Below are 22,691 nucleotides of genomic sequence, written 5' to 3'. Positions count from 1 at the left end.
TGTTCGTCGGGGCCCCGCAGTCTGGGCTCCCATGCGGCCGGAGCGAGCGGATACAGCCGGCCCTCGGAGGCGGCGGACGGCCGGCAGGCGAGTAACTCGATGGTGGCGGCCGCCACATCGTGCCGGATGCCGACAGCACGTACCGGTAGCCACCGGCGACGCAGGTCGTGGATCTGGAGCGTTTCGACCTGGTCCGATCCGACCCCATAGGCCCTCCCGCACAGATTGCGCTGCGGGAGGCCGGGCCGCCTACGGCTTGGGCGGCCCGGCACCGGATCACGGAGCGACCACCGAGGGCAGCGGCAGGAAGCCTGTGCCGTGGAAGTACGTCAGGTAGCGGTTCAGGACCTCGTCGGTCAGCTGGGGCAGGTGCACCCCCAGGTCGGCCGCCGCCTTGGCCGTCCGGGTGGAGTCGAAGCGCCGATGCCCGGTCGTCGGTTGCCGGGCCTGGTCCTGGCCGCCGAGGAAGAGCTGCGCCGCGTTGTCGTGCTGTGCTGCCACCCGGGCCTGCCAGTCGGCCGCGGTGACGGTACGCAGCTCGTGGCCGAGACGAGCGGCCGTCTCGAAGACACGGTCCAGGGCCGGCGCGTCCGGATTGGTGAAGTGCCAGGTCTCCGCGCCCGTCCGGCCGGAGGTGGAGAAGGCCACGATCGCCGCGCTGACGTAGTCCACGGGCACCCAGTCGGTGGACCCGGGCGGCAGGTCGGGTATCGCCTTGGCCTGGAGGCAGCCCTTGATGAGCTGCCACAGCAGGTCGCGGTCCTGGCAGGCCCCCGTGGCGGTGTCCCCGCTGATACGGCCGGGCCGGTGGACGGTCACCGGCAAGCCGCGCTCGCGGGCCAGAGCGATGAGGCCCTCCGCGACCCACTTGCTCTGCGCGTACCCGTCGGGGAGTGCGGACGCGGGACCCGTCGGGGTGGTCTCCGTGACGGCGGCCGGGCCGGCGTCCGGTGTGGGGGCGTAGACGCTGGTCGTGGAGATGTAGTGCATGCCGGGTGAGTTGGATTCGGCGAGCAGGCGCAGCAGTTCCTCGGTGCCGGCCACGTTGGGGGCGCGCAGATCGCCGTAGGTGGCGGCGAAGTTGACGCGGGCGCCGTTGTGCAGGACCGGGCCGAGCCGGCGGGCCAGGGCGGACCGGACATCGGGGGAGAGTCCGAGGCCGGGGGTTGCCAGGTCGCCGGGGACGGGGCGGATCAGTTCCGCGTACCGGGGGTGCCAGAGGCCGTAGTGCTCCAGGTTGGCCCGCAGCCGGTGCGCCGCCCTGCGCTCGTCCTCGGCTCGTACGAGGCAGTCGACCGGACCGCCGGTGGCCTCGATCAGGTCGCGCAGGAGGAAGGCGCCGAGGAAGCCGGAGGCTCCGGTGAGCAGAGGCCGTTGGGACGGGCGGAGAGGCCGGCTGCGGGTGGGTGCGGGCAGCGGGGTCGCACTGCCCGCCGGGATGTCCCGGTCGGCGCCCCTGATGTCCGCGGCCAGGTGGACCTCGGCGGCGAGGTCGGGGGTGGCGGTGTGCTCCGCGTCCCGCTCGCCCGCGCTGCGTCCCAGGAGGTGGTCCATGCCCTCCACGGTGGGCGCCGCGAACAGATCCCGCAGAGAGGGGCGTCGGCCGCACCGCTCCCCGATCCGCTGGGCGAGGGTGACGGCGAGCAGCGAGTGGCCGCCCAGGGCGAAGAAGTCGTCCGAGACCCCGACCCGGGGCACACCGAGCGTCTCGGCGAACACCTCGCACAGCGCGCGTTCCCGGTCGGTGCGGGGCGGACGGCTCCCGGTCGGCGCGGTCACCTCGGGTGCGGGCAGGGCGCGCCGGTCGGTCTTGCCGTTGGGGGTGATGGGCAGGGCGGCGAGCCGTACGAAGGCGGCGGGGATCATATGGCTGGGCAGGGTGGCGGCGAGGTGGGCGCGCAGCTCCGCCTCTTCCGGGGCCGCCGCCCCGTCCGCGGGCACGGTGTACGCCACCAGCCGCCGGTCGCCCGGCCGGTCCTCGCGGACGACGGCGCAGGCCGCCCCCAGGCCGGGGAGGGCGGTGAGGGCGGCCTCGATCTCGCCGAGCTCGATGCGGAAGCCGCGCAGTTTGACCTGGTCGTCGACGCGGGAGACGTAGACGAGCTCCCCCTCGGCCGTCCAGCGCACCAGGTCGCCGGTGCGGTACATGCGGCCTCCCGTGCGGTCGGACGGGTCGGCGACGAACCGCGTCGCGGTCAGGGCGGCGCGGCCGTGGTAGCCGCGGGCCACTCCCGCACCGGAGACGTACAGCTCGCCGACGACGCCGGGCGGCACGGGCGCCAGCCGGTCGTCCAGGACGTGGACGCGGGTGCCGTCGACGGGGACGCCGATGGGTACGGTGCGGTCGGGGGCGAGGGGCCCCTCCGCGTACTGGAATGTGCTCATGGTGGCGCAGACGGTGGTCTCCGTGGGGCCGTAGGCGTTCACAAGGAACCGGTCCCGCGCCCAGGAGCGCACCAGGGCCGGTGTGCAGGCCTCACCGGCGAGGACGATCGTGGTGCCGGTGGGCAGGGAGCCGGGCGGCATCACGGCGAGAGCGGCGGGCGGCAGGGTCAGGTGGGTGATGCCGCGCTCGCGGACCAGGGCGGCGAGGGCCGGGCCGGGGTGCAGGGCGTCGCGTTCGTCGATCTCCAGGCAGGCCCCGGAGAGCAACCCCATGCAGAGCTCCCAGAACGCCGCGTCGAAGCTGACGGAGGCCATGTGCAGGACCCGGCTGCCCGGGGCGACGCGCAGCCGCTCGCTCTGGCTCCTGGCCATGGCTCCGGCGCCCTGGTGGGTGACCACGACGCCCTTGGGGCGGCCGGTGGAGCCGGAGGTGTAGATGACGTACGCCGGATGCGCCGGGCGCGGGGACCGGGCAGGGGCGGTGGGGGCGGCGCTGTCCGCGAGGCCGTCGAGGTGCAGGTGCGGCACCGGCGAGGCGGGGAGACCGCGGTGGATGGCGGGGGTGGTGAGGAGCAGGCGCGGCCGGGCGTCGTCAAGCATGTAGGACAGGCGCTGGGCCGGGTAGTCGGGGTCGAGCGGCACGTAGGCCGCTCCGCTCCGGAGGATGGCGAGGAGGGCCACGACGAGTTCGTGGGTGCGGGGCAGGGCGACCGCCACCCGGTCCTCGGGACCGATGCCCCGGGCGGTGAGGTGGCGGGCGAGGGCGTCGGCGCGGGCGTCGAGTTCGGCGTAGGTGAGGGTGGTCTCCGCGTCGCGGACCGCCGGGGCGTCGGGGGTTCGCCGGACCCACTGGTCGAAGAGTTCGGGGACCGTGGAGCCGGGGGTGTCCTGGCCGGGGCCGGTTCCCCAGGTGGTCAGCCGGGTGCGCTCGGCGGTGGTGAGCACGTCGTAGTCGCGCAGCGGGCGGTCGGGGTCGGCGGAGACGGCGCCGAGCAGCAGGGTGAGCCGTTCGGCGAGGTCGCGGACCGTGGCGGGATCGAAGAGTTCCGTCGCGTAGTCGACCGCTCCCCGCATCCCGCTCGGGGTGTCGCTGCCCTCGTCGGGTGTCTCGGTGAAGGTGAACGACAGGTCGAACTTGGCCACCCCGGGGTCGGCCGCCACCCCGGTGACGGTGAGGCCGGGCAGGTCGAGGGGGGCGGCGGGGGTGTGGTTCTGGAGGATGAGCATGGTCTGGAAGAGCGGGTGGTGGTTCTGCGAGCGCGTGGGGTTGAGCAGCTCGACCAGGCGCTCGAAGGGGACGTCCTGGTTGGCGTAGGCGGAGAGGTCGAACTCCTTCACCCGGTCCAGGAGTTCGAGGAAGGTCGGGTCGCCGGTCAGGTCCGTGCGCAGCACGAGCGTGTTGACGAAGAAGCCGACGAGGTCGGAGGCGGCCTCGTCGGTGCGTCCGGCGACGGCCGTGCCCAGCGGGATGTCGTCGCCGGCGCCGTGCCGGGAGAGGACGAGCGACAGGGCGGCCTGGAGCACCATGAAGACGCTGCATCCGGTGGCCCGGGCGAGGTGGGTGATCTGTCGGGCGGTGGTGGGATCGAGGGTGAAGTCGTGGGTGGCGCCGGTGTGCCGGGGTACGGCGGGTCGTGGCCGGTCCCACGGCAGCTCGATCATTTCCGGCAGCCCGCCCAGCGCGCCCCTCCAGTGGGCGAGTTGGCGGGAGACGACGCTTTCGGGGTCGTGTTCGTCGCCGAGGAGACCGCGCTGCCAGAGGGTGTGGTCGGCGTAGTCGACGGGGAGTTCGCTCCAGGCCGGCGGTTCGGCGCGGACGCGGGCCCGGTAGGCGGTGGAGAGGTCTCGGGTGAGGGGTGCCAGGGACGAGCCGTCGGCGGCGATGTGGTGGACCACCAGGACCAGGATGTGGGCGTCGTCGGCCAGGCGCAGCAGGGTCGCCCGGAGGGGAAGGTCCCGCTCGATGTCGATCGGTTCGGTCGCGGCGGCCTTGATCCGGTCGGCGGCCTCGTTCGCCTCGACGGCTTCGAGGACGAACGGCAGGCGGACGTCTTCGGGCGCGGTGATGTGCTGGCGCGGTCCCCGGCCGTCCTCGGGGAACGAGGTGCGCAGGGCGGCGTGGCGGGTGATGACGTCGGACAGGGCTCGGCGCAGGGCCTCGGTGTCGAGCGGGCCGTCGATGCGGGCGGCGAAGGGGATGTTGTAGGTGGCGGAAGGCCCTTCGAGCCGGTGGAGGAACCACAGACGCTGCTGGGCGTACGAGAGCGGGAGCGCGGTGGGGCGCTGTTGCGGGACGAGGGCGGGGCGCGCCGGGCGGTCCGCCTCCTCCAGGGCGGCGGCGAGCGTGGCGACGGTGGGGTTCTCGAAGAGGGTACGGATCTCGGTCTCGGTGTTCAGGGCGGTGCGCACGCGGCCGACGAGGCGGGTGGCGAGCAGGGAGTGGCCGCCCTGGGCGAAGAAGTTGTCGTCGGCGAGGACGCGGTCCACGCCGAGCACGTCGGCGAAGAGCCCGGCGAGGATCTCCTCGCGGGCGCCGCGCGGCGCCCGGCCCCCCGTGCCGCGCGAGGTGGTGGGCGCGGGCAGGGCCGCCCGGTCGAGTTTGCCGTTGGGGGTCATCGGCAGGGCGTCGAGCGGCTGGATGGCGGCCGGCACCGAGAAGGCGGGCAGGTGGCGGCCGAGGTGCGCGGTGAGCCGGTCCGGGTCGGGGGTGTGCCCGGGTGCGGGGACGACGTAGGCGGTGAGGGTGCGGTCGCCGGGCAGGTCCTCGCGGACCAGGACGCACGCGGCGCGCACGGAGGGGTCGGTGAGGAGGGCCGCCTCGATCTCCGCGGGTTCGATGCGGTGGCCGCGGAGTTTGATCTGCTGGTCGGCCCGGGCCACGTAGTGCAGGGTCCCGTCGGCGCTCCGGCGCACGAGGTCGCCGGTGCGGTACATGCGCTCCCCGCTCCCGGCGAACGGGTCGGCGACGAACCGGGTGGCGGTGAGGCCGGGGCGTCCCAGGTAGCCGCGCGCGACCCCGGCCCCCGCGACGTACAGCTCCCCCTCGGCGCCGGGCGGTACGGGCCGCATGCCGGCGTCCAGGACATAGGCGCGCATGCCGTCGAGCGGTCGGCCGATCGGGGGCACACCCTCGGACGGGCGCTCGGGGCGGACGCGGTGGAGGGTGGCGAAGGTGGTGGTCTCGGTGGGCCCGTAGACGTTGAGGACGCTGGTGGCGGGGTGGGCGGCGGCGAGCCGCTGGAGGACTCCGGGTGCGGCGGCCTCTCCCCCGGCCGCTGCCAGGCGCAGCAGGCCGAGGGCGCCGGGGTCGGTCTCGGCGATCACGTTGAACAGGGCCGTCGTCAGGAACGCCGCCGTCACCCCGTGCTCGGCGACGAGGTCCCGGATCACGGCGGGTTGCAGGACTCCGGAGGGGGCCACGACCACCCGGCCGCCGTTCAGAAGGGGCGCCCAGATCTCGAAGGTGGAGGCGTCGAACACATACGCGGAGTGCAGCAGCACCGCGTCGGCCACCCCGTCGCCCCAGGTCCGGTCCGCGGCCAGGGCGGTGATGTCGGCGTGGGTGACGCCGACGCCCTTGGGGAGTCCGGTGGAGCCGGAGGTGAACATCACGTACGCGAGCCGGGCGGCGCCCACGGCAACCGGGAGGGGGCCGGGGGTGTCCGGTCCGCCCTGCCGGAGCCGGCCGGCGGCGTCGACGGTCAGCACGGCCACCTCGGGGCCCAGTCGCCGCACCCAGGGGTGGTCGCGGGTGGTCTCGTCGACGATCAGGGCGCTCACGGCGGCCACTTGGGCGACCCGGGTGAGCCGGTCGGCGGGCCAGGCAGGATCGAGAGGCACGTAGGCGGCTCCCGCGCGCAGAGCCGCGAGGGAGGCGGTGACCAGGGCGGCCGAACGGCCCAGGAGAATGCCGACGCCCTCCTCTGCGCCGGTTCCATGGCCCGTCAGGGCACTGGCCAACTCATCGGAAAGTAAATGCAGTTGCTGGTACGTCAGGGACTCTCCGGCGCCGGAGACCGCCACCACGTCCGGGCGGGCGGCGGCATGCCGGGCGAAGGCGTCCGGAACGCTCAGCTCCGTCGTCCCGTCGGCGAGTCCGGCACCACGCCCCTGGGCGAGCAGCGCGTCGCGTTCACCGTCCAGGAGTACGGGGACGGTATCGGCGCGGAGGTCCAGCCCCTGCGCCATCGTGGTCAGCAGGCGCCGCAGACGGGCGACCGTGCGGGCCACCTCGTCCCGGTCCAGGGCGGCGGCCCGGTATCCGAAGGTGATCCTCAGCGCGTCGCCCGGGGCGACGGTGAGGGTGAGGGGGTAGTGGGCCGCGTCCGTACCGCTGAACCCGGTGACGCTGAGACCGGGCAGCTGTCGCTGCGCGGTGCGCAGGGCCTCGGCGTCCATCGGATAGTTCTCGAACACGACCAGGGTGTCGAAGAGTTCGTCGAGTCCGGTGACGCCGCGTATCTCGGTCAGGCCGACGTGCTGGCTGCCGAGCAGGCGGCCCTGCCCCTCCTGGAGCCGGGTCAGCAGCGCGGCCAGGGTCTCGCCGGGCTCCGGGCGGAGCCGTACGGGCACGGTGTTGATGAACAGCCCGACCATCGACTCGATGCCGGGCACCTCCGGCGGGCGGCCGGAGACGGTGGTGCCGAAGACGACGTCGGAGCGTCCGGTGAGACGGGCGAGCAGCAGGCCCCAGGCGCCTTGGACCAGGGTGTTGAGGGTGAGCCGGTGAGCGCGGGCCGTTTCGCGGAGGAGCTGCGTCGTGGCCGCGTCCAGGTCGAGGACGAGGGTCTGCGGCAGGTCGCCGGTCCCCGACGCGTCGGGGGTGGAGCGCCCGGCCAGCAGCGTGGGCGCCTCGATGCCGTCCAGGGCGGTGCGCCAGGCGTCCAGGGCGGCTTCGCGGTCCTGCTGGGCCAGCCAGGCGAGGTAGGTGCGGTAGGGGGCGACGCGGGGCAGGGAACTGTCGTCGCCGCCGCGTGCGTACAGCTCGAAGAGTTCGGTGACGAGCAGGGGCATCGACCAGCCGTCGAGCAGGATGTGGTGGCTCGTCATGACCAGCCGGTGCTGCTGCGGCCCGGTGTGCACGAGGGTGAACCGCATCAGTGGCGGGGTGGTGAGGTCGAAGCGGCGGGTGCGGTCGGCGGCCAGGAACGCGGCGAGCCGCTCCGCCGCCGTACCGGTGCTGTCGGCCACGGTCAGGTCGAGCTCTTCGAGCGGCACCGGCACCTCGGCGGCGACGGCCTGCACGGGCTCGTCGAGGTCCTCGTGGAGAAAGCCGGCCCGCAGGTTGGGGTGGCGTCGGAGCAGGGTGCCGACGGCGGCATGCAGCGCCGGGACGCTGACGGGGCCTTCGAGGTCGAAGACGAACTGCGCGGTGTAGACGTCCACGGCGTCGGAGTCGTACAGCGCGTGGAAGAGCATGCCCGCCTGCAACGGCGTCAGCGGTAGGACGTCTTCCAGTTGGAACCCAATCACTTGCGTCCACCCCACTTGTTCTGAAGTCGGTCGATCTGGGCCTGGTTGAGCGAGACCAGGGGAAGGTCGGACGGCGTGTAACCGCCCGCTTCGGGTCGTTCGGCGTGTTCGGCGATGGCCCGCAGGGCGCGGACGAAGGTGTCGGACAGGATCTCCACGTCCTCCTCCTTGAGGAGGTCGACGGGCCAGGTCCAGCGGATCACCAGGCGGGGGCCCTCCGGCAGGTCCTCGGTGTGCGCGTTGATGTCGAGGACGTGGTGGACGGGCATGTCCGGGTCCTGGCTGGGTGGCCCGCCACCGTCGAGCAGGACCTCCCAGTCGGTGCCCGGGTCCCCGTCTCCTCCCGCCGCCCCGGACACAGCGGCGTACCGGCCCAGGTAGTTGAAGCCGATCTGCGGCTGCGGCGCGGCGGCGAGCCGGGGGCGGGTGGTCGGGTTGAGGTGGCGGAGCATGCCGTAGCCGACGCCGTGGTCGGGGACGGTCCGCAGCTGTTCCTTGACGCGTTTGAGGGCGCGTTCCACCAGTGCGGCGTCGAAGTTCCCCGGCCGGCGGGCGTCGACGGGCCCGGGGTCGAGCCGGACCGGGTAGAGGCTGGTGAACCAGCCGACGGTGCGGGACAGGTCGATGTGGTCGGCGATCTGCTCGCGGCCGTGCCCTTCCAGGTCGAGCAGCAGGCCGCTCTCCCCCGTCCGGTCGCCGGCCCGCTGCGCCCGCCAGGAGCTGACGGCGAGGGCGAGGCCGGTGAGCAGGACGTCGTCCACCCCGGCGTGGAAGGCGGTGGGGACGGTGGTGAGCAGGGGCCTGGTCCAGGTGGCGGGCAGGCGGGCGGTCAGGGTGCGGGTGCGGTCGGCGGTGTCCCTGCGCGGGTCGAGCGCGCGGTACCCGAGCTGCGGGTCGGGGGTGCCCAGCGCCGTTTCCCACAGCGGGAGTTCGGTCGCGCGGGCGGTTCCGCGCGCCTGCGAGGCGAGGAGGTGCGCCCAGCTCCGGTAGGGCGTGGCCACGGCGGGCAGCGCCGCGGCCGTCCCCTCGGTGACGCCCTGCCAGGCGGTGGCGAGGTCGGCGGCGAGGATGCGCCAGGAGACGGCGTCGACGGCCAGGTGGTGCACGATGAGCAGCAGCCGTCCGCGTGTGTGCGGCCCGGCGTCGCACCACACGGCCTCGATCACCTCCCCGTGCGCGGGCCGCAGCCGCCCGCGGGCCGCTTCGCCCGCCTCGGTGAGCGCGGCGCGGACGGCGTCGGACCCGAGACCCGCGACGTCGACACGGGTGAAGCAGCGGCGGGCCGGTACGGCGCCGGGCGGCAGGGCTTCGAGTACAGGCTCTCCCCCGGCCGGCCGGGTGACCTTCAGGCGGAGCATGTCGTGGTGGTCGATGAGGAGTTGGAGAGTGGCGACGAGCGCGCCCTCGTCCGCGCCCGCGGGTGTGCGCAGCACCCCGGACTGGTTGTAGCCGTCCGTGGGGCCGGGCCGCTCCAGCAGCCAGGCGACGATGGGGGTCGGCGGCATCTCGCCGGTGCCCGGTTCGGCCGGAAGGGCGGTCTCCTGGTCGAGCGCGGTGGCCGTGGCCGCGATGGCCTCGGGCGTGCGGTGGACGAAGACGTCGCGCGGGGTGATGCCGAGGCCGGCCGCGCGGGCCCGGCTGACCAGTTGGATGGAGAGGATGCTGTCGCCGCCGAGCGCGAAGAAGTCGTCGTCGGTACGGACGCCGGGGGTGCCCAGGACCGAGGCGAACACCTCGCACAGGACGCGTTCCCGCGGCGTGCGCGGCTGCCCGCCCGGCCGGGTGGCGGCCGGGCGCGCCGGGGCGGGCAGGGCGCGCCGGTCGGTCTTGCCGTTGGGCAGCAGCGGCAGCGCGTCCAGGGTGACGAGGACGGCCGGCACCATGTACGGCGGCAGGGCCGATGTCAGGAGGGCCCGCAGTCCGGCGTCGGTGAGGGGTTCGGTGCCCTCGCTCCGGGCGGGGACGGTGTAGGCGACCAGGCGCCGTTCGCCCGGCCGGTCCTCGCGGACGACGGCGCAGGCGGCGGTGATGCCGTCGAGCGCGGTGAGCGCGGCCTCGATCTCGCCGAGCTCGATGCGGAAGCCGTGCAGCTTGACCTGGTCGTCGGCGCGGGAGACGTAGCTGAGCAGGCCGTCGGCGTCCTGGCGGACGAGGTCGCCCGTGCGGTACATGCGGCTGCCGGCGGGGCCGAACGGGTCGGCGACGAACCGGGCGGCGGTCAGACCGGGGCGGCCCAGGTAGCCGCGGGCCAGGCCGTCGCCCGCGAGGTGGAGCTCGCCGGTGACGCCCGGTGGAACCGGCTGAAGGCGTGCGTCGAGGACGTAGGCGCGGGTGTTGTCGACAGGGCGGCCGAGCGGCACGGTCCCCTCCCCCGCCGGGGTCTCCGCCTCCTCGCCGCGGTGGTGGTGGTGGTGGGCGGTGGCGTCGATGGTCGTCTCGGTGGGCCCGTAGAGGTTGTGCACCTCGGTGCCCCAGTCCGCTCCGACCCGCTCCGCCAGCGACCGGGCCAGGGGCTCGCCGCCGCACAGGACGGCCCGCAAGGTGGCGGGCGCCTGGTCGGGGCGGGTCTCGGCGAGGACGACCGCGAGGTGCGAGGGCACGAACTGGGCGACGGTCACGCCCGCTTCCCGCATCCGGGCCAGCAGCGCGGCCGGGTCGTGATTGACGGCGGGCTCCACCGGGCAGGTGGAGCCGCCGTGCAGGAGCGGCAGCCAGGTCTCCCAGACCGACGCGTCGAAGCTCGGCGAGGTGCGGGCGAGGATCCGGTCGTCGGCGGTGAGTCCGAGGTGTCCGGCCATCCAGGCCATGTGGTTGGTCAGCGAGGCATGGGGGACGAGGACGCCCTTGGGGCGGCCGGTGGAGCCCGAGGTGTAGATGACGTACGCGGTGTCGCGCGGGTCCGGCGCGACGCCGGGCGGCGCGGCGCTACCGGTGGACCAGGCTGCCCGGTCGTCCAGTGCGAGGCAGGGGACGGATGAGGCGAACCGCGCGGTACGGGCGGTGCCGTGGGTCAGGAGCAGCGCCGGGCGGGCGTCCTGGAGCATGTGGGCGACGCGCGCCTCGGGGTATTCCAGGTCGACGGGGAGGTAGGCGGCTCCGGCCTTGGCCACCGCGAGCATCGCGACGACCTGGTCGGCGGTTCCTTCCAGGGCGAGGGCGACGAGGTCGCCGTGGCCGATGGACCGGCTGTGCAGATGGTGGGCCAGGTCGTCGGAGAGTGCGTCGAGTTCGCCGAAGGTGAGGCGGTGCGCGCCGTCCCGTACGGCCACCGCGTCGGGCGTCCGGGCGCGCTGCGCGCGGAACGCCTCGGGTACCGTGCGCGCGGCGACCGGCCGGACCGGGCCGTGGGCGGCCCGCTCCAGGCTCCGGCGCTCGGCCTCATCCAGGATGTCGACGGCGTGGACCGGGAGTTCGGGGTCGGCGGCGAGGGTGGCGAGCAGACGCGTCAGCCGGGCGGCCAGGGTGTGCGCGGTGGTGTGGGTGAAGAGGTCGGTGGAGAACTCCAGATGGCCGTCCAGCCCGGCGGGGCGGCCCGCTTCGTCGTGGGTCTCGCTGAAGGTGAAGGTCAGGTCGAACTTGCTGATGCCGGTGTGCACGGGCTGTCCGGTCACCGTGAGGCCGGGCAGGTGGACGGCGACGTCCTCCTGGTTCTGGAGGACAAGCATGGTCTGGAAGAGCGGGTGGTGGTTCTGGGCGCGGGTCGGGTCGAGCGAGTCCACCAGCCGCTCGAACGGCACATCCTGGTGGGCGTAGGCCGACAGGTCGAACTCCCTTACTCGGTCCAGGACTTCACCGAAGGTAGGGTCTCCGCTCAGGTCGGTGCGCAGGACGAGCGTGTTGACGAAGAAGCCCACCAGGTCGTCCAGCGCCTCGTCGGTGCGTCCGGCCACGGCGGTGCCGAGCGGGATGTCCTCCCCGGCGCCGTGCCGGGCCAGCAGCACCGACAAGGCCGCTTGGAGCACCATGAACAGGCTGCATCCACGGGCCCGCGCGAGAGCGGCCAGGGCCCGGTGGGTCTCCGCGTCCACGGGGAAGGTGAACGCGTCGCCCCGATAGGCGGGGACCGCGGGGCGCGGGTGGTCCAGGGGCAGGTCGAGCAGTTCCGGGGCGTCGGCGAGCGCGGTGCGCCAGAAGTCCAGCTGGCGGGCCGCCTGGCTGTCCGGGTCGTTCTCGTCGCCGAGCAGGGCGCGCTGCCACAGGGTGTAGTCGGCGTACTGGACGGCGGGCTCCGTCCAGGCAGGTTCCTCGCCCTGGGTTCGCGCCCGGTAGGCCTCGCCCAGGTCGCGGGCGAGCGGAGCGAGGGACCAGCCGTCGCCCGCGATGTGGTGGATGACCAGCACCAGGACGTGGGCCTCGGCGCCGAGCCGCACCAGCCGGGCCCGTACGGGTATTTCGGCGGCCACGTCGAAGGGGTGCGCCACTTCGACGGTCAGGAGCTCGTCCAGGTGGGCGGGGTCGGTGTCGAGGGGGGTCAGGTCGAGGTCGGCGCCGGCGGCGTCCATGACGAGCTGACGGGCCAGTCCGTCGGTCTCGGGGAAGACGGTGCGCAGGCTCTCGTGCCGCTCCACGACGTCCGCGAGGGCGCTCTCCAGCGCCTCCGCGTCGAGCGGCCCGTCCAGCCGCAGCACGAGGGGCACGTTGTACGTGGCGCTGGGCCCCTCCAGGCGGTTGAGGAACCACAGGCGCTGCTGCGCGAAGGACAGCGGCAGCGGATCGGGACGGGACCCTGTCCGCTCCAGAGGGCTCCTGGCCTCCTCGGCTCCCTCCAGTGCGGCGGCGAGCGCGGCTGGGGTGGGGTGCTCGAAGAGGGCCTTGACCTGGATCTCCACGCCGAGCGTGGTGCGGATGCGTGCGGCGAGGCGGGTGGCGAGCAGGGAGTGGCCGCCCAGGGCGAAGAAGTCGTCGTCCACGCCGGCCCCGTCCAGGCCGAGGATGTCGGCGTAGAGCCCGCACAGGATCTCCTCGCGGGCGGTGCGAGCGGCGCGTCCGCGGACCGGGGCCTGGTGGTCGGGCTCCGGGAGCGCGCGGTGGTCCACCTTGCCGTTGAGGGTCAGCGGCAACGCGTCGAGCAGGACGAACGCCGAGGGCACCATGTAGGCGGGCAGGGACCGGCCGACAACCCGCGCGAGGTCGCCCGGTTCGAGGTGGGCGCCGGCGGCCGGCACCACGTACGCGACGAGGCGCCGGTCGCCGGGGATGTCCTCGCGTACGACGGCGAAGGAGTCGGCGACCCCCTCGCAGAGGGCCAGCACGCCTTCCACCTCGCCCAGTTCGATGCGGTAGCCGCGCAGCTTGACCTGGCCGTCGGCGCGGGTGACGTAGGCGATGTGGCCCTCGCGGGTCCACCGGACGAGGTCGCCGGTCCGGTACATCCGCCCGCCGACGGGGTCGAACGGGTCGGCGACGAAGCGGGTGGCGGTCAGCCCCGGGAGACCGGTGTACCCGCGTGCCACGCCGCGTCCGGCGAGGTACAGCTCGCCCACGACACCCGGCGGGACCGGGACCAGGGAGCCGTCCAGGACGTAGCAGCGCATGCCGTCCAGGGGGCGCCCGATGGGCGGTGGCCCGGACGGCAGCCCGGCCGTCACATGGTGGCGGGTGGCGAAGGTGGTGGTCTCGGTGGGTCCGTACACGTGCAGGACGCGCGTGCCGGGCGCGGAGTGGGCGACCCGCTGCATCGCGTCCGGGGAGGCCAGCTCTCCCCCGGCGCAGAGCAGGCGCAGGCCGGTGAAGGCGCCCGGATCGGTCTCGGCGATCACGTTGAACAGGGCGGTCGTCATGAAGACGGCGCTCACCCCGTGCTCCTGGACGGCCTCTCCGAGAGTGCGGGCCTCCAGGACGCCGTCCGGGGCGACGACGATCCGGCCGCCGTTCAGGAGCGGGGCCCAGATCTCGAACGTGGAGGCGTCGAAGACGTACGCCGAGTGCATCAGCACCGCGTCGGCGGCGCCGTCCTGCCAGGCGGAGTCGGCGGTGAGCGCGACCACGTCGGCGTGCGTGACGCCGACCCCCTTGGGCAGGCCGGTCGAGCCGGAGGTGAACATCACGTAGGCGAGGGACGCGGTGCCCGGCACCGCGGCCGGGAGGCCGGGGCGCTCGGGTGCGCCCCGCAGGATCCGGCCGAGCCGGTCCACGACGAGGACCGGAATCCGCGCGGCGGTCGCGGCCACCCAGGGCGAGGTGAGGGCCTCTTCGTCGACGACGAGGACTCGTAGGTCCGCCACGCCGGCGACCTGGTCGAGCCGTTCGGCGGGCCAGCGCGCGTCCAGCGGGACGTAGGCACCGGCGGTACGGACGGTGCCGAGGGAGACCGACACTACCGCCGGCGAGCGGCCGAGCAGCACGCCGATCCCGCGCTCGGGGCCGGCCCCGAGCCCGGCCAGCGCACGGGCGAGGCCGTCGGAGATCTCGTCGAGCTCGGCGTACGTCAGAGTGCCGCCGTCGCCGGTGACGGCCACGGCGTCCGGGGTGCGGCGCGCCTGGTCCGCGAAGAGCGCGGGCAGGGTGGCGTCCGGCTCCGCGGGCAGGGCGCGGCCGCTGCCCCAGCGCGTGACCCGGGTGTGCTCTTCGGCGTCCATCAGGTCGTAGGCCGCCAGGGGCCGGGAGGGGTCGGCGGCCACCTGCTCCAGGAGGCGGACCAGTCGGGTCGCGAGGGTCTGGACGGTGGTCCGGTCGAAGAGGGCCGTGGCGTACTCGATCCCGGCGGTGAGGGTGCCCGCCCCCTCCCTCTCGGCGGACTCCTCGGTGGACTCCTCGGTGGACTCCTCGGTGAAGGCGAAGGTGAGGTCGAACTTGCTCAGGCCGTTGTGGACCAGCCGGCCTTCGACCGTGAGACCCGGCAGGTCGGGCCGGGCGGTCTCCTGGTTCTGCAGGACCAGCATGGTCTGGAAAAGCGGGTGGTGGTTGCGCGCCCGGACCGGGTTGAGGCTCTCCACCAGGCGTTCGAAGGGCACGTCCTGGTGCGCGTAGGCGGAGAGGTCGAACTCGCGTACCCGGTCGAGCAGTTCGCGGAAGGTCGGCGCGCCGGACAGGTCCGTGCGCAGCACGAGGGTGTTGACGAAGAAGCCGACCAGCTCCTCCAGCGCCTCATCCGTGCGGCCGGCGACGGGCGATCCGAGCGGGATGTCGTCGCCCGCGCCGTGCCGGTGCAGCACCGTGGCCACGGCGGCCTGGAGCACCATGAACAGGCTGCTCCCCGACTCACGCGCCAGGAGCAGGAGCCGGCCGTGGAGGGCCGGCGGCAGTTCGAAGGTGTGGACGGCGCCCCGGGGGTCGGTGGTGATCGGTCGCGGCCGGTCCAGCGGCAGGTCGATCAGGCCGGGCAGCCCGGCGAGGGCGGTGTGCCAGTGGTCGAGCTGCTGCTTCAGGACGCTCTCGGGTGCGGTGCCGTCGCCGAGGGCGGCGTGCTGCCAGAGGGTGTAGTCGGCGTACTGGAGCGCGGCGCCGGACCTCAACTCGGTTCTGTCTCCCGCCAGTCGGGCCCGGTAGGCCTGGCCGAGGTGACGGGCGAGCGGGGCGAGGGACCAGCCGTCGCCCGCTATGTGGTGCAGGACGAGCACCAGGACGTGGTGGTTGGGCGCGGAGCGCAGGAGCAGGGCGCGCAGCGGGAGGTCCGTGGTGATGTCGAACGGCTCGCGCACCGCCTCCAGGACGGCCGCCTCCAGCTCGGCGGGGGACGTGGACACGACCGGCAGCGCGGGCGTGGCGGCGGCGGGGAGGATCAGCTGGTGCGGGGATCCGTCCTGTTCGGGGAAGAGGGTGCGGAGCGCCTCGTGCCGCTCCACGACGTCGGCCAGGGCGGCGCGCAGGGCGTCCGGGTCGAGGGAGCCGTCGAGTTCGAGGACGAGCGGGATGTTGTAGGTGGAGCTGGGCCCTTCGAGCCGGCCGAGGAACCACAGGCGCTGCTGGGCGAAGGAGAGCGGCAGCGGGTCGGGCCGTCCGTCCGCAGGCACCAGGGCGGGACGCTCCCGGCCCGGTGCACCGAGGGCGCGGGCCAGCGCGGCGACGGTCGGGTGCTCGAAGAGCGTGCGTACGGCGATCTCGGCGCCGAGGACGGTACGGACGCGGCTGACGACGCGCATGGCGAGGAGCGAGTGGCCGCCGAGGTCGAAGAAGCTGTCGTCCGGGCCCACGTGGGACCGGTGCAGGACGTCGGCGAAGATCCCCGCGAGCAGGTCCTCCCGCAGGGTGCGCCGACCGGTCCCGGAGACGGCGTCGGCACCGGAGTCCGGATCCGGTTCGGGCAGGGCCCGGCGGTCCACCTTGCCGTTGGGAAGGAGCGGGAGGCCGTCCAGGACGACGACGGTGCCGGGCACCATGTAGTGCGGCAGGGTCTCGGCCAAGGCGTCACGCAGGGCCGTCGGGCGCGCCCCGGGGTCCGCGGTGACGGCGTAGGCGACGAGGCGGGCCCGGCCGGGTTCGTCCTCGCGGATCACCGCGCAGGCGGCCGTGATGCCGGGGCGGGCCAGGAGCGCGGCCTCAACCTCGCCCAGTTCGATGCGGAAGCCGCGGAGTTTGACCTGGTCGTCGGCGCGGGAGACGTAGGCGAGCAGCCCGTCGGCGTTCCACCGTACGAGGTCGCCCGTCCGGTACATCCGGGCGCCGGCGGGGCCGAACGGGTCGGCGACGAAACGGCCGGCGGTCAGGCTCCGCTGCTCCAGGTAGCCGTGGGCGAGGTTGGGCCCCGCGAGGTAGAGCTCCCCGGTGACGCCCGGCGGTACGGGCCGCAGCCGGCCGTCGAGGACATAGGTGCGCATGGTGTCGACCGGAAGGCCGATCGGGACGGTCTCGGAGGGCGTACCGGCGGTGTGTCCGGTGGTCACGGGGTGTTCGGAGGCCGACGGGCCACTCGGCGGCCCGTCCGCACGATGGGCGGTCGCGTCGATGGTCGCCTCGGTGGGCCCGTAGAGGTTGTGGACCTCGGCCCGCCACAGCCGGGTCACGTCGTCGGTGAGGGTGCGTGGCAGCGGCTCGCCACCGCACAGGACGGCACGCAGGCCGGGAAGCGGTGCGGCGTGCGCCGCCTCGGCGAGGACGAGCGTCAGGTGCGAGGGGACGAACTGCGCGACGGTGACATCGAACCGGCTCATCCAGACGACCAGGTCGTGGGGCTCCCGGTTGGCCTCGTGCGGCAGCACACAGGCTTCGCCGCCGTACATGAGCGGGAGCCACAGCTCCCACACGGAGGCGTCGAAGCTGGTGGAGGTGCGGGCGAGGATCCGGTCCTGAGGGGTGATGGCCAGGTACCGCGCCATCCAGGCCATGTGGTTCGCCAGCGCGCCGTGCGGCACGACGACACCCTTGGGGCGGCCGGTGGAGCCCGAGGTGTAGATGATGTACGCGGGCTCGTCCGGCCGGGGTGGGGCCGGGGTGTGCCCCGTGGGGCCCGCGCCCCGGGCGGCCGGGTCGTCCAGGGCGAGCCAGGGGACGTCACCGGCGGGCAGGCGGCGGTGGACGTCCGTGGTGGTGAGCAGCAGCACGGGCCGGGCGTCCTCGAGCATGTGGCGGACGCGGGCCTCGGGGTACTCCGGGTCGACGGGCAGGTAGGCGGCGCCGGCCCGCAGGACGGCCAGCAGGGCGACGACGCTGTCCACGGACGGCGGTGCCGCGAGGGCCACCCGGTCCCCGCGCCCCGCGCCCCGTTCCCGCAGGAGTTGGGCGAGGCCGTCGGCGCGGGCGTCCAGTTCGGCGTAGGTGAGGCTCGTGTGCGCGTCGCGTACGGCGACCGCGTGCGGGGTGCGCCCGGCCCATTCCCGGACCGCTTCGGGGGCGGTCCGCAGGGGCAAGGGCCGCTCCTCGCCGTGTCCCCGGCGCAGGAGAAGCTCCCGCTCGCCCGGTGCGAGCGGGTCGAGGTCGCCGATGTTCCGGTCGGGGTCGGTCACGGCCTGGGTGAGGACGCGGGCGAACCGGGCGCAGAGGGCGTGGGCGGTGGCGGCGTCGAAGAGGTCGGTGGCGAACTCCAGATAGCCGCCGATCCCGCCGGCGGACCCCTGCTCCGCCGGATCGGTGACCTCGGTGAGCGAGAACGTGAGGTCGAACTTGCTGATGCCGGTGTGCCGGGACCGGTCGTGGACGGTGACGCCGGGCAGGTCGAGCGTCGCTCGCTCCTGGCTCTGGAGGACCAGCATGGTCTGGAAGAGCGGGTGGTGGTCGCCGGACCGCTCGGGGTTGATCGCCTCCACCAGCCGTTCGAAGGGGAGGTCGCCATGGCTGAAGGCCGCTATGTCGAACTCGGCTGTCCGGGCCAGAAGTTCACGGAAGGTCGGATCACCGGAGAGGTCCGCGCGCAGGACGACGGTGTTGACGAAGAACCCGACGAGATCGTCCAGGGCCTCGTCGGTGCGTCCGGCCACCGCGGTGCCCAGCGGGATGTCGGTACCGGCGCCGTGGGCGTGCAGCGTCACGGCGAGAGCCGCCTGGAGCACCATGAACGGGGTGCAGCCGGCTGTGCGGGCCAGCCTGATGAGCGCGGCGTGCGCGGGGGCGGGCAGTTCGAAGGCGACGGCGTCGCCCCGGTGGCTGGGCACGGCCGGGCGCGGCCGGTCGAGAGGCAGGTCGAGCAGATCGGGGGCGCCGTGCAGCGCCTCGCGCCAGAAGGCGAGCTGGCGGGCGGCGAGGCTGTCCGGTTCGCCGCCGTCGCCGAGCAGGCGGCGCTGCCAGAGGGCGTAGTCGGCGTACTGCACGTGCAGCGCGGGCCAGTCGGGGGTGGCCGCATCCCCGGTCCGGGCACGGTAGGCGGCGCCGAGGTCCCGGCTGAGCGGGGCGAGGGACCAGCCGTCGGCGACGACGTGGTGCAGGACGAGGGCCAGGACATGGCGGTCCTGCTCCAGGCGGAGCAGATGGGCCCGGAAGCCGAGGTCACCGTCGAGGTCGAAGGGCAGGGCGGTCAGCCGGTGCACCGCCTCCTCGGCCCAGGCGTCGGGGACCGCACCGTCCGGGGGCAGCTCGACGACGAGGGGGACGAGCGAAGCGGCGTCGGCCGCGTCGAGGACTTCCTGCCGGGCGATGCCGTCCTGTTCGGCGAAGACCGTGCGCAGGCTCTCGTGCCGGGCGACCACGTCGGCCAGCGCGGCGCGCAGCGCGTCCGGGTCGAGGGGCCCGTCCAGTTCGAGGACGAGCGGGATGTTGTAGGTGGAGTTGGGGCCTTCGAGGCCGCCCAGGAACCACAGCCGCTGCTGCGCGAAGGAGAGCGGCACGGCGGTGGGCCGCTGCTGCCGGGTGAGGGCGGGGCGGGCCGCGCCGGAGGTGTCGAGGGCGGCGGCAAGGGAGGCGACCGTGGGGTGGTCGAAGAGGGTACGCAGGTCCAGTTCGGCGCCCAGGGCTGCCCGCGCCCGGCCGATGAGGCGGGTGGCGAGCAGGGAGTGGCCGCCCAGGGCGAAGAAGTTGTCGTCGACGCCGACGGCCACGCCCAGGACGTCGGTGAACAGGCCTGCCAGGACCTCCTCGTAGGCGGTACGCGGGGCACGGTCCTGGGTGGCGGCGACGCGGGGCGCGGGCAGGGCGCGGCGGTCGACCTTGCCGTTGGGGGTCAGCGGCAGCTCGTCGAGGGAGACGAACGCCGAGGGCACCATGTAGGCGGGCAGGGTACGTCCGAGGCGGACGGCCAGGGCCGTGTCGTCCGGCCGGGAGCCGGGGGCCGGTACGACGTAGGCGACCAGCCGGCGGTCGCCGGAGGTGTCCTCCCTGACCAGCACGCGGGCGGCCCGTACATCCGGATCGGCGAGCAGGGCGTTCTCGATCTCGGCGGGTTCGATGCGGAAGCCGCGGAGTTTGACCTGTCCGTCGGCCCGTCCGACGTACTCGATATCACCGCGCGCGGTCCAGCGCACCAGGTCACCGGTGCGGTACATCCGGCCGCCGCCCGTCTCGTACGGGTCGGCGACGAACCGGGTCGCGGTGAGCGCAGGGCGGCCCTGGTAGCCACGGGCGACACCGCGGCCGCCGACGTACAGCTCGCCCACGATGCCGGGCGGCACCAGGGCGAGGCCGGCGTCGAGTACGTACAGGCGCGTCCCGTCCAGGGCCCGGCCGATCGGCGGCGTGCCCGCCGTACCGGCGTCGACCTGATGGCGGGTGGCGAAGGTCGTGGTCTCGGTGGGGCCGTACACGTGCAGGACGCGGGTGGCGGGTGCGGCAGCGGCCACGCGCTGCATCATGCCGGGGGTGGCGGCCTCGCCCCCGGCAGCGACCAGGCGCAGCCCGGCGAAGGAGGTGGGGTCCGCCTCGGCCACCACGTCGAACAGGGCCGTCGTCAAGAAGGCCGCGGTCACCCCGTACCGGGTCACCAGGTCCGCGAGGGTCCGCGCCTCCAGGACGCCGCCGGGCGCGACGACCACCCGGCCGCCGTTGAGGAGCGGGACCCAGATCTCGAAGGTCGAGGCGTCGAACACGTACGCCGAGTGCATCAGCACCGCGTCGGACACGCCGTCCGCCCAGGCGGTGTCGGCGGCCAGCGCGAGGACGTCGGAGTGGGTGACCGCGACGCCCTTGGGCAGGCCGGTGGAGCCGGAGGTGAACATCACGTAGGCCAGCCGGTCGGTACGCTCCACCGTCGGCAGGGGTCCCGGCCGCGCCGGGGCGCCGCGCACGATCGAACCGGCCCGGTCGACGACGATCACCGGCAGGTCGGCGGCCCGGTCCCTCACCCACGGTTGGGCTGCGGCAGCCTCGTCCACCACCAGAGCGCGCAGGCGGGAGACCTCCGCGGCCCGGTCCAACCGCTCGTCGGGCCAGGCCGGGTCCAACGGTACGTACGCGGCGCCCGCGCCCACCACGCCGAGCGTGGCCGTGACGACGGCGGCCGAGCGCCCGAGGAGGACCCCGACGCCGTCCTCGGCGCCCATGCCCAGACCGGTCAGTGCTCCGGACAGCTCCTGCGCCGCCGCCGCCAGTTCCCGGTAGGAGAAGGTGAGGGCTCCGTCCACCACCGCCGGGGCGTGCGGGGTCCGGCGGGCCTGCGCGCCGAACGCCTCCGGCAGACCCGTAGCCGCCGTTCCGGCCGGGAGGGCGGTGCCGCTCCCCTGCCCGAGCAACTGCTCGGCCGAGTTGTCGTCGAGGAGCGGCAGGTCGCCGAGGGGGGTGTCGGCGTCCGCGCCGGCCAGAGCCGCCAGGAAGGCGACGGTGGCCCGCTGATGCAGCTGTACGTCCTCGGGGTGGTACAGGTCGGGGTTGGTGTCGAAGCCGATCAGCGGCCCCTTGCCCTCGGACCGTTCGGAGATGAAGAAGGACACGTCGTCGACCGGGCCGATGGAGAGTAGCCGGGAGGTGGCAGGGCTGCCCGCGAAGTCGAGGTCGTAGTCGTAGCCCATCACGTTGACCACAACGCCGGTCAGGCGCGCCGCCTCGTCCGCCATGTTCAGCTCGCGGGCGAGTTGTTCGCGGGAGAAGCGGCGGTGCCGCAGGGCTCCACGCATCTCGGCGGTGACGGCGCGCACCAGGGCGCCGACCGTCAGGCCCGGGGTGAGGGTCAGGCGGAGCGGCAGGATGTTGGAGGTCATACCGACGATGTGCCGCAGCCCGCCGTGGCGGCCGTTGGAGGCGAGACCGATGGTGACGTCCCGGTCTCCGGTGACCCGGCTGACGTAGGCCGCGACCGCGCTCACGAGGACGGCGCTCCAGTTGGTGCGGTTCTCGGCGGCGAGCCGGCGCAGGCCGTCCAGAACGGAGACGGGCAGGGTGTCGCCGGTGTGCAGCGAGACATCGGTTGCGGCAGTCGCGGCCGATGCCGGGACGTCGGTGCGCTTGGAGATGAGCGGCGTGCCGCCGTGCGCGTCCGGGTAAGGCCCGTCAGGGGCGGTCGCGCCGTCGGCCCGGTGGGCGAACTTGCCGCTCCAGTAGGCACGGTCCGCCTCGTACCGGTCCGAGCCGAGGTACTCCGCCTCGTCGGTGAGCAGATCACGCAGAGGTGCGGCGGGCAGTTCGGCCGCGGCGAGGTCCTCACCGCGTGCGGCACGGGTGTACAGGTCGGCCACCGTGCGAGCGAAAACAGCACCGCCGAGGCCGTCGACGGCTATGTGGTGGTAGCGGATGTACCAGTAGTGCAGCCGCGGGCCGAGGCGTAACAGCGCGAAGTGGTGGTGCGGGGCGTTGAGCCTGTCCACGGTGGCCATGTCGTCGGCCATGTAGCGCTCGGCGGCGGCGACGGCATCGGCATCGGCATCGGTGGAGAGGTCGGAGAGGTCGACCACGCGGAGCCGGTCGCTCTGGTCCGCCGGGCGATCGACCACCCGCTGACGGACCGTTTCGCCATCGGTGACGAACTCGAGGTTGAGACCGTCGCAGAGGGCGACCGCCCGGCCGAGCGCGCGGGCGAACAGCCCTTGGTCGAGCTCGCCCTCGATCTCGAAACACTCCCCGATGTTGTACTTCGGGGAGTGCTGGTCGATGAGTTGCCCGTACCACACCCCCTGCTGGGCGGCGGTCAGTTCGAAGGACTCCTCGGACGCCACTTCTGATGGAAGAGAACGATTTTCGCGCATGCCTGACGACACCTTTGGGGAGAGTTTTGGGGACGGCAGAGAAGGCGCACGGGGCGATCACGGAATTCACCGCCATCAAGGAGCAACGGGACCGCGAAACCGGATCGGAACACCCATGCACCGGGCGCCGGGGATGCACCTGAGCCATTAGGGATGGCGGGGCCTCACACCGGGGGCAACGCCCCGGCATGAAACCGTTTCACCGTTGCATCAGGCGCGGAGTATTCACCTGTGCCACATAAGTGTCACAGGTGAAGGGAAAAAGATCATCGCCTGTCACAGATTGACTGATGCGCGATCACGTTTGATCGTTTTTGATCGAAACGAGGTCCCATGACAGGAAAGGCTCGGGGCGCC

At 73.9% G+C, this 22,691-nt stretch carries 2 protein-coding genes; both read right to left on the bottom strand.

Annotated features, from left to right (window positions below; all coding sequences use genetic code 11):
- Nucleotides 1-276 precede the first annotated feature (276 nt).
- Complete coding sequence (locus ACIRR8_RS27165; protein ID WP_404069669.1) at nucleotides 277-7,857, bottom strand: amino acid adenylation domain-containing protein; 7,581 nt, start codon at nucleotides 7,855-7,857, stop codon at nucleotides 277-279.
- The gene (locus ACIRR8_RS27160) at nucleotides 7,854-22,334 is read right to left on the bottom strand and encodes an amino acid adenylation domain-containing protein (protein ID WP_404069667.1); all 14,481 of its coding nucleotides are present in this window, start codon (nucleotides 22,332-22,334) and stop codon (nucleotides 7,854-7,856) included. Before ACIRR8_RS27160 ends, ACIRR8_RS27165 begins: the two co-directional genes overlap by 4 nt.
- Nucleotides 22,335-22,691 lie beyond the last annotated feature (357 nt).

The organism is Streptomyces sp. NPDC101178 (assembly GCF_044767965.1).
Classification (GTDB): domain Bacteria; phylum Actinomycetota; class Actinomycetes; order Streptomycetales; family Streptomycetaceae; genus Streptomyces.
This window is presented reverse-complemented; position numbering and strand designations above follow the sequence as displayed.

Bases quoted from the DNA above. Each gene is read 5' to 3' on its own strand.
- ACIRR8_RS27160 (WP_404069667.1), bottom strand. From the start codon at position 22,334: ATGCGCGAAAATCGTTCTCTTCCATCAGAAGTGGCGTCCGAGGAGTCC.